Consider the following 6989-nt stretch of genomic DNA (forward strand, 5'->3'; position numbering starts at 1 on the left):
GAGGAATTGGTCATGTCCATCGACAGCTTGCGCGACGCTCTTCCGGACTATGCGTGGGATCAGCGGCGCAATCTCGACGCCGTCGTCGCCGAGACATTGCTGAACGACCAGCAAAAGTGGGGCTGCCTGCTCGCGTGCGCCTATGCAACCACCAACTCCACCTTGATCCGGCACATGGAGAGCGCGACCGCGCAAGCGCTTTCAGAGAAGGCACGCCACGCTGCTAAGACCGCGGCGACCCTTATGGCCATGAATACGGTCTATTACGGCGGCCTGAACCTACTCAGCAATCACGATTATCGCGGCGCGCCCGCCAATCTCAGCATGACGGCGCTGTCGCAGACAGATGTCGACAAAATCGACTTTGAGCTCTGGGCGTTCGCCATCTCGGCTATGAGCAATTGTGCGGCATGCCTCAACGTGCACGAGGCCGAGTTGCACAAGCGCGGTGTTACGCTCGAACGGGTGCAGGCGGCGCTGCGTATTGCAGCGACGATCAACGCCGTCAACACGGCGCTTCGCATCAAAGAAGCGACGGGCGGGAACCCCTAAATGCTGCGTCCCGCCTACCCCCTTAAGGCGCTGGCACGATGAAGGCCGCCAAGGTCAAGCTTGAGCTTGCCCAGCTCCTTCACTCGCCCGATGCCGGCGCATGCCGCGCGTGCGGCGTGGAGATGACGCGCAGGCTGCAAAAGCTTGCGGCGGTCAGCCAAGCCCACGTCGAGGGCGCGCCAGAAACCGGACTTCGCTTGTGCGTGCACTACGATGCTTCGAAGGAGCCGAAGAAACGCATTCACATTCTTGCGGCGCAAATGGCCTCACAGGTCGTGCGCCAGCGCGAGCACATCGCGCTCGATGTCGGCGACGTCAAACATGAAATGAAGCGCCTGCGCGGCTGCAACGGCGTGCTGGAGGTCAGCAAGATCGCCCCTGGGCGTGTGCTCGTCGACTATGATCCGCACCTCATACTCGGCGAGACCTTGGCGCAAGGATTCAGAAAGAAGAGCCCAACGGCGCCAGCGCGCGAGAGCAGCGACCACGCCCATGAGCACCGCGGCGTTTTTGGCGATCGCACAGAACTCTATTTCGCGCTCGGCTCTGGCGCGGCTTTGGCTGCGGGCTGGCTCGCTGAACGCGGCGGGATCGAAACGCTTCCGCTCATTTTCTATCTCATCGCCTACGCGCTCGGCGGCTACTACACGACGCTCGAAGCCGTCGAGAATGCGCGTCACCGGCGCCTGCGCATAGACAGCCTCATGATCGTGGCCGCCATCGGCGCCGCCGCATTGGGCGCTTGGGCCGAAGGCACACTGCTGCTCTTTCTCTTCAGCCTTGGCCACGCACTTGAGAATTGGGCGATGGGCCGCGCCAAGCGCGCCATCGAGGCGCTCGGGCACTTGGCGCCAGAGCGCGCGCAATTGCGGCGCGGCGACAAAGTCGAAGAGGTCGCGGTCTCCGATTTGAAGGTCGGCGACATCATCATGGTCTGGCCGAACGAGCGGCTCCCCGCCGATGGCGTGGTTGTCGCAGGCGCGAGCGCGGTCAATCAAGCGCCGATCACTGGCGAGAGCGTGCCGGTGGAGAAAGAAGCCGCCGCCGGCGCCGACGCCTATCCCGATTTCTCGAAAGCGCCGGAGCGGCATCGCGTCTTCGCCGGCGCAATCAATGGCGCCGGCGCGCTCGATGTCCGCGTCGCCCGCCTCGCCAGCGAAAGCATGCTGGCGCGCATTGTGCGTCTCGTCGCTGAAGCGGAGGCGCAGCGTTCGCCGACGCAGAACTTCACCGACAAATTCGAGCGTATCTTCGTCCCCTGCGTGCTCGCTTTGGTCGGCGCGCTCATGTTTGCCTGGGTTCTCGTCGATGAGCCCTTCGCCGACAGTTTCTATCGCGCGATGGCGGTCTTGGTGGCGGCAAGCCCCTGCGCGCTCGCCATCTCGGTGCCAAGCGCCGTTTTGAGCGGAGTTGCGCGAGCCGCGCGCGGCGGCGTGCTGGTCAAAGGCGGCGCAGCGCTCGAAGCGCTTGGACGCGTCAGCGCCATCGCCTTCGACAAGACCGGCACTCTGACCGAGGGCAAGCCCTATTTGACCGACGTCAAGCCGCTCTTCGGTGTCACCGAACAGGAATTGCTGAGTGTAGCGGTCGCGATCGAGCGCAGCAGCGATCACCCGCTGGCGGGGGCGATCGTCCGCGACGGTGCCGAACGGCTCGGCGATCAGCCGATCCCATCTGCGGAAGCCGTTGAGAGCATCACTGGCAAAGGCATTCAGGGGCGCATCGAGGGCGCGATCGTCCAGATCGGCAAGCCAGGCCTGTTTGAATCTGGATCCGCACCGATGCCGAACGAGCTTCGGCTCGTCGTCACCAATCTCGAATCGTCAGGACGCACCGTCATGGTGGTGCGCCGCGGCGCAAACTATCTGGGCGTTCTCGGCGTCATGGACACCGAACGCCAGTCGGCGAAGGAGACGGTCCAGCGTCTACGCCAACTCGGCATAAGACGCGTCGTCATGCTGAGCGGCGACAATCAGCGTGTGGCCGACGCGGTCGCCGGCAGCATCGGTCTCGATCAAGCGTTCGGCGCGCTGATGCCAGACGAAAAGGTCGCGGCCATCAATACGCTCCGGGCCGAAGCCGGCGGCGTCGCCATGATCGGTGACGGCGTCAACGATGCGCCCGCGCTCGCGAACGCCAACGTCGGCGTCGCCATGGGCGCGGCCGGTTCTGACGTCGCGCTTGAAACCGCTGACGTCGCTTTGATGGCCGACGACCTTAGCCACTTGCCGTTTGCAGTCGGCTTGAGCCGTCAAACCACGCGCATCATTCAACAGAATCTTTGGGTAAGTCTCGGCGTCGTCGCCGCCCTCATCCCTTCGACTATTTTCGGCCTGCAGATCGGCGCGGCGATCATCTTCCACGAAGGCTCGACACTGATCGTGGTGGCGAATGCGCTCCGGCTGCTCGCATATCGGGAGTCCGCCACATGAGCGCATCCTCTCATGACCGGCGGCGCGGCCGCGTCACTTTCCCCGCCCCCCGGGGCGCGGCCGCAACTTTGTTCACTGCGTTCGCGTTGGCGAGCTGCGTCGGCGCCGCGTTCGCTGGCGACGTGTCGCTCAATGCGCCGGCGCCCGAACACGAGCCGAAAGCCACATCATCCGGCAAGGCGGCGCCCACGCACGCCGCCTTGGCCAATCCAACCGGTCATGATCTGCGCGGCGAGGACGCCTATGGCGCAGGCTTCTTCGGCGCCTCGCGCGCCGCGGGCACGCGGCGCCATCGCGGCGCAGATTACATCGCCGAGCCCGGTGAGATCGTGCGCGCGCCCATCGCCGGCGTGGTCGAGCGCATCGGATTCGCCTATCGGGGCGACGAACGGTATCGCTATGTCGAGCTTGCCGACGCGCAAACCGGGCGCGATGTACGCGTGCTTTACGTTGGCCCCATCGTCGACCTCGGCGCCACAGTAGAAGCCGGCGCTCCGATCGGCCGCGCTCAGGATTTAAGCGCCCGCTATCCGCGCGGCATCACCAATCATGTGCATGTCGAGATGCGAGAGAACGGCGCGCTCGCCGATCCCGCCGCTCTGCTCCCGGAAGCTGCAGGCGCGCACGCGGAGATCGACGCATGAGTCGCTCGATAGCGAATTCTTCAACACCACGGCTGGGTCAACCAAGGAGGACACAAAATGAAGCACCTTATTCTCGCAGCGGCATTGGCGTTTTGCGCCACGCCGGCGCTGGCGCAAGAAACGCATGGCGATTCCGCTGAAGTTGTATCCGTGCCGGCCGACGATGCCGTGCTCGCCGCCGCGCCGCCAGCGCTGTCTCTGACTTTTGAGCACGCCGTTGTGCTGAGCGAAGTGCAACTGCACGGCCCCGGCCATACCGCCATTCCCGTTGCATTCACGGCGTCCGCAAGCGCTGTCACGACCTATTCCATCCCGCTGCCGGCGCTCTCTTCGGGCGCCTATGAGGTGCATTGGAGCGGAACGGGCGACGGTCACGCCATGGAGGGCACGCTGCACTTCACCGTTCAATAGCGAGACCGCGCTGGCGGCCGCCGACGTGACCTCATCACGTCCGGCGCCGTTGGCCGCCTCACCTCTGGAGCACGACATGAAATCAATCCCGATCTTGCTCGTCGCCTTCTTCATTGCAGGTTCTGCCGTGGCGCAGGAAGCAACGCCCGACGTCGCCGTCGAGACCATCAATGGTCACAAAGTGCGATTGCGCGGCTTTGATCTGGAGCGCCGCACCGACGGCGGCAGCTACGTTCATGGCTGGGCGCGCCGCGAACCAGGCCAGGCGGGGCTGATCAACGCCCACCTTCATGTCGAGACGTTCGACGCGAACGGCGCGAGCCTTGGCGTCACCGAAGGCGGTTGGAATGATCCGTTGTCGGTGCGCGACCGCGCCTCAAGCCCGGTCCATATCGAACTCGCGCGCGACGACAACGCCGAGATCGCGCGCGTGCGCGTCAGCGTCGCGCCCGGCGCGCGCCATGACTGAGAGGTCAAAGACGTGAACCTGTCGATTGAGCTGCAACGCGATTACTGGGATGCATGGAACGCGTCCAATCGCGAGCAACGCCTGAGCGACGTCTCGCTCGATCAGCGTGATATGGTTCTAGGCTGGCTCGCGGCGTTGGATCGCACCGATCTCGATCTCATCGAAGTCGGGTGCGGCGCGGGATGGCTCTGCCCTGCTCTTAAGCCGTTCGGCCGCGTGACCGCTACCGACCTATCTCCGCACGTGCTCGGACGCGCAAGCGAGCGTGTCCCCGACGTGCGCTTCATCGCCGGCGATTTCATGGCCCTCGACATTGAGCCGGCCTCGTTCGACGTCGTCGTCACGCTTGAGGTCTTGTCGCACGTCGCCGATCACCGCGCTTTTGTGGAGAAGCTGCACACGATACTGCGCCCAGGCGGCTTCTTGATGCTCGCCACGCAAAACCGGCCCGTGCTTGAGCGCTTCAACGACGTGGCCGCGCCACAGCCCGGACAATTGCGCCGTTGGTTCGACAGAAGCGAACTCGAAACCCTGCTCGATCCCTTCTTCGCGGTAGAACGACTCGAAACCATCACGCCGGTAGCGAGCAAAGGCCCGCTGCGGCTGGTTGCGGGGCGCAAGATGAAGCGCCTCATACGCGCCGTCGTGGGACGCTCTCTCGAACGCGCGCTCGCCAAGGCCGGGCTCGGCTGGACCTTGATGGTGCTGGCGCGCAAGCGTGATTTGGCGGCCCCAAGCGATCAGCCCACTGCTTAGGAGCACGGAGCTGATCTTGTCGCATCTCGCAGAGGACGATCCGGAATGAGCCAAGGCGAGCAATCCACCGATGCGGCCCCCGCGAACCCCAGGTCGTTGCTCCTCGTTGCGGCGTGGGTGGTTTCACTTGCAGCGACACTGGGCGCCCTTTTCATCGGCGAGGTCATGGGACAGGCGCCGTGCAATCTCTGTTGGTACCAGCGCATCTTCATGTTTCCGCTGGTGCTCATTCTGCTGGCGGCGTGCCTCAAGCAAGATGCGGGCGTTTGGCACTATGCCTATCCGCTCGTCGCGGTCGGCTTTGGCTTTGCCGTCTATCACAGCGTTCACTACGTCGGAATCATTCCCGAACCCATCGTTCAGTGCGGCGTCGGCCCGTCTTGCTCGAGCGCCGGCATGAGCCTCTTCGGCTGGCTGCCAATTCCGTTCCTATCGGTCGCAGCGTTCGCGGCGATCGGCGTCCTTCTCTTTCTCGCGCGGAGGAAAACCCCATGAGCCAGCGCACGATCGTCATCGTCATTGCCGTGATCGCGGTCGCCCTCTTTGCGGGTGCGAGCTTCTTTTACCTCAACCGCTCCAACGATGCCCCACAACAATCGAGCGAACCGCCCATCACCGCCCCAGTTGCGCCGCTCGAAGCGCGGAGTGCGGCGGAACCGCCCGCGGAGACGGCAGCGCCCTCTCCCGCCCCCGAAGCGGAAGAGGCACCGGCGCCCCGCTGGAATGCCTACGTGCGCCAACATTCGCCGGTGATCGGCCCGGCCAACGCACGCGTGACGATCGTCGAGTTCTTCGACCCCGCCTGCGAAGCCTGCCGGGCGTTCTATCCTATTGTCCACGAGATCATGCGCCGCCATCCCAATGATGTGCGCCTGGTGCTGCGCTACACGCCGCTGCATGAGGGCTCGGAGGAAGCGGCGCGTATCCTCGAAGCCGCGCGGATGCAGAACGTCTTCGAACCGGTGCTGACCTCGCTCTTCCAGCAACAGCCGCAATGGGCCAACCACAATGGCGCGGACCTTTCGCTGGCATGGAGCGCGGCCGGAGCGGCAGGTCTTAATGTCGACATCGCACGCGGTGCGATGAACGCCCGTCACATCAACAGCGCGCTCCGTCAGGATGTCGCCGACGCCCAGGCGCTCAATGTGCGCGGCACGCCTACCTTCTTTGTAAACGAGCGACCGCTCACCAATTTCGGACCGCAGCAGCTTTACGACCTGGTGCTGCAGGAGCTGGAAGCAACGCAATGAGCGCGCCTGGCGGTGTGAGCCCATTACGCGTTGATGCTCACCTCGAACGACGAGGAATAGGCGGAATCATTGCGGAAGAGGCGAAGGTGTTGAGGGCAAGATAGAATGCGCCGCAGTGCTGAAACGCACAGCGGCTTGTCTGCACATCTTTTTTCCCACCTCGTCGCGACCCGCGTTGCGGCAAGTTGCGGCAACCACAGGCCGTCGCGGCCTGCGCCAAGATTAAGCGGCTGATGCGCTCAAATTGGAGCGTCGGCAATGTCGTCGAGAGACAACGAAGACCTGTTCGAAGGCGATGTCGGGAAACGTCGCCCACGCTCATCACAGGACAACGCTTCACTCTTTCGTCCTCCTTCGGCGGCCAGCTCGAAGCGCGCGGCGAGCCGTCAGCGCGCTGCCTGGTATAACCGTGCGCGCGGCGCGCCGAACGTAAAGCTGGCTCACGAACGCCCAGCCGGCCAGCAGCGGGTCATCA

At 64.3% G+C, this 6989-nt stretch carries 8 protein-coding genes; all 8 read left to right on the top strand.

Annotated elements, in window-relative coordinates; translation table 11 throughout:
* The first annotated feature begins 12 nt into the window (after positions 1-12).
* The 8 genes from VF769_RS05495 (at position 13) to VF769_RS05530 (ending at position 6514) form a co-directional block, all read left to right on the top strand.
* Complete coding sequence (locus VF769_RS05495; protein WP_331007372.1) at positions 13-552, top strand: carboxymuconolactone decarboxylase family protein; 540 nt, start codon at positions 13-15, stop codon at positions 550-552.
* A 38-nt stretch (positions 553-590) separates the two neighbouring features.
* A complete protein-coding gene (locus VF769_RS05500; protein ID WP_331007373.1) occupies positions 591-2984 on the top strand; it encodes a heavy metal translocating P-type ATPase in 2394 nt (797 codons plus the stop codon).
* The gene (locus VF769_RS05505; protein ID WP_331007374.1) at positions 2981-3628 is read left to right on the top strand and encodes a M23 family metallopeptidase; all 648 of its coding nucleotides are present in this window, start codon (positions 2981-2983) and stop codon (positions 3626-3628) included. The genes VF769_RS05500 and VF769_RS05505 overlap by 4 nt, the downstream gene beginning before the upstream one ends.
* A gap of 57 nt (positions 3629-3685) precedes the next feature.
* A complete protein-coding gene (locus VF769_RS05510) occupies positions 3686-4039 on the top strand; it encodes a copper resistance CopC family protein (protein ID WP_331007375.1) in 354 nt (117 codons plus the stop codon).
* Between the two features lie 76 nt (positions 4040-4115).
* A complete protein-coding gene (locus VF769_RS05515; protein ID WP_331007376.1) occupies positions 4116-4508 on the top strand; it encodes a hypothetical protein in 393 nt (130 codons plus the stop codon).
* Positions 4509-4520: 12 nt separating this feature from the next.
* Positions 4521-5264: a class I SAM-dependent methyltransferase gene (locus tag VF769_RS05520; protein WP_331007377.1), complete on the top strand. Its 744-nt coding sequence runs from the start codon at positions 4521-4523 to the stop codon at positions 5262-5264.
* Between the two features lie 45 nt (positions 5265-5309).
* Positions 5310-5759, top strand: a complete 450-nt coding sequence (locus VF769_RS05525) for a disulfide bond formation protein B (protein ID WP_331007378.1) — start codon at positions 5310-5312, stop codon at positions 5757-5759.
* The gene (locus VF769_RS05530) at positions 5756-6514 is read left to right on the top strand and encodes a DsbA family protein (protein WP_331007379.1); all 759 of its coding nucleotides are present in this window, start codon (positions 5756-5758) and stop codon (positions 6512-6514) included. The genes VF769_RS05525 and VF769_RS05530 overlap by 4 nt, the downstream gene beginning before the upstream one ends.
* Positions 6515-6989 lie beyond the last annotated feature (475 nt).

The organism is Vitreimonas sp., assembly GCF_036392335.1.
Taxonomy (GTDB): Bacteria; Pseudomonadota; Alphaproteobacteria; order Caulobacterales; family Aquidulcibacteraceae; genus Vitreimonas.

Coding starts and splice junctions, on each gene's coding strand:
- VF769_RS05530 (WP_331007379.1), top strand. CDS start 5,756: ATGAGCCAGCGCACGATCGTCATCGTCATTGCCGTGATCGCGGTCGCC.
- VF769_RS05505 (WP_331007374.1), top strand. CDS start 2,981: ATGAGCGCATCCTCTCATGACCGGCGGCGCGGCCGCGTCACTTTCCCC.
- VF769_RS05495 (WP_331007372.1), top strand. CDS start 13: ATGTCCATCGACAGCTTGCGCGACGCTCTTCCGGACTATGCGTGGGAT.
- VF769_RS05500 (WP_331007373.1), top strand. CDS start 591: ATGAAGGCCGCCAAGGTCAAGCTTGAGCTTGCCCAGCTCCTTCACTCG.
- VF769_RS05510 (WP_331007375.1), top strand. CDS start 3,686: ATGAAGCACCTTATTCTCGCAGCGGCATTGGCGTTTTGCGCCACGCCG.
- VF769_RS05525 (WP_331007378.1), top strand. CDS start 5,310: ATGAGCCAAGGCGAGCAATCCACCGATGCGGCCCCCGCGAACCCCAGG.
- VF769_RS05515 (WP_331007376.1), top strand. CDS start 4,116: ATGAAATCAATCCCGATCTTGCTCGTCGCCTTCTTCATTGCAGGTTCT.